The organism is Mucilaginibacter frigoritolerans (assembly GCF_007830615.1).
GTDB lineage: Bacteria > Bacteroidota > Bacteroidia > Sphingobacteriales > Sphingobacteriaceae > Mucilaginibacter > Mucilaginibacter frigoritolerans.
Genome location: NZ_VLLI01000032.1, coordinates 1 through 1,005 on the forward strand (window position 1 = coordinate 1; position 1,005 = coordinate 1,005).

Below are 1,005 nucleotides of genomic sequence, written 5' to 3' on the forward strand. Positions count from 1 at the left end.
GACTACCAGGCTGTTTATCATTTTGGCGAAACAACCTATACAGGTACTACGCAGGATGGCACTGCCAATGGAAATACAGGTACCATTAACGGAATGACAGCAAGTAATCTTGTTGCCGGAAAAGTTACCAACGCTTATTCTTTTAACGGATCTTCTACAAGCATCCAATCAAATGGGATAAGCATTACCGGGAACTTTACCATTTCGGCATGGGTTAATTTAACTGTTGCCTCACGAGATCAAAAAGTAATGACTAACGAAAATAGTAACGGTCTTGCTTCCGGTGCTTTTAAGTTGGGTGTATATAATAATAATCTTCCTGAAAGTGAAGGTGGAACAGCGCTTACCAGGGGAGCAACCCCAACAGCGCCTGCAATTGCTGCTTCGTCCTGGCATCATCTTCAGGGCGTTTATAATGGTTCATCTTTGAGTACATATGTTGATGGGGTACAATATTCAATTGTAAACACTACCCAGAATCCAACTCAACTCACTCCTTATTATATAGGTGTAGGAGAAGGTGGAAATCAATATTATTTTGATGGTATTATTGATGAGGCCCGTGTATCTAACGTTGCAAAAACAAGCGATTGGATAAAGGCAGAATATGTTGATCAGAACAACCCGGTATCTTTTACATTTGTTGGATCAACTGCAGTTAACACTTCCAATGCGGGTGGTGTAAATGGTGCATTAACTTATACCTGGACGGGTGCGACCAGTACAGATCCAACTGTTGCAGGAAATTGGAATAATACAACTGCTGGAACGACTAACCAGTTGCCAGTTTTTACAGGTACGGCAACTTTAAAAATACCTTCGGGTTTAAGTAAATATCCAGTTTTAACAGCAAATGCAAGTATTTACGGATTAACCCTGGCAAGCGGCGCATCCATCAACTTAAACGGATATACATTAAGTGTAGGCTGTAATATTTACAATAGCTCTGGCGGCCAAATTCTTTATGGCAGCAATACCGCTTCAGGTTTAACCTGGAATGGCTCA

The 1,005-nt window shown here is 41.1% G+C and carries 1 protein-coding gene; it reads left to right on the forward strand.

What is annotated here, in order from left to right; genetic code table 11:
* A partial coding sequence (locus JN11_RS24290; RefSeq protein ID WP_144916910.1) for a LamG domain-containing protein occupies positions 1-1,005 on the forward strand: 1,005 nt, incomplete at both ends.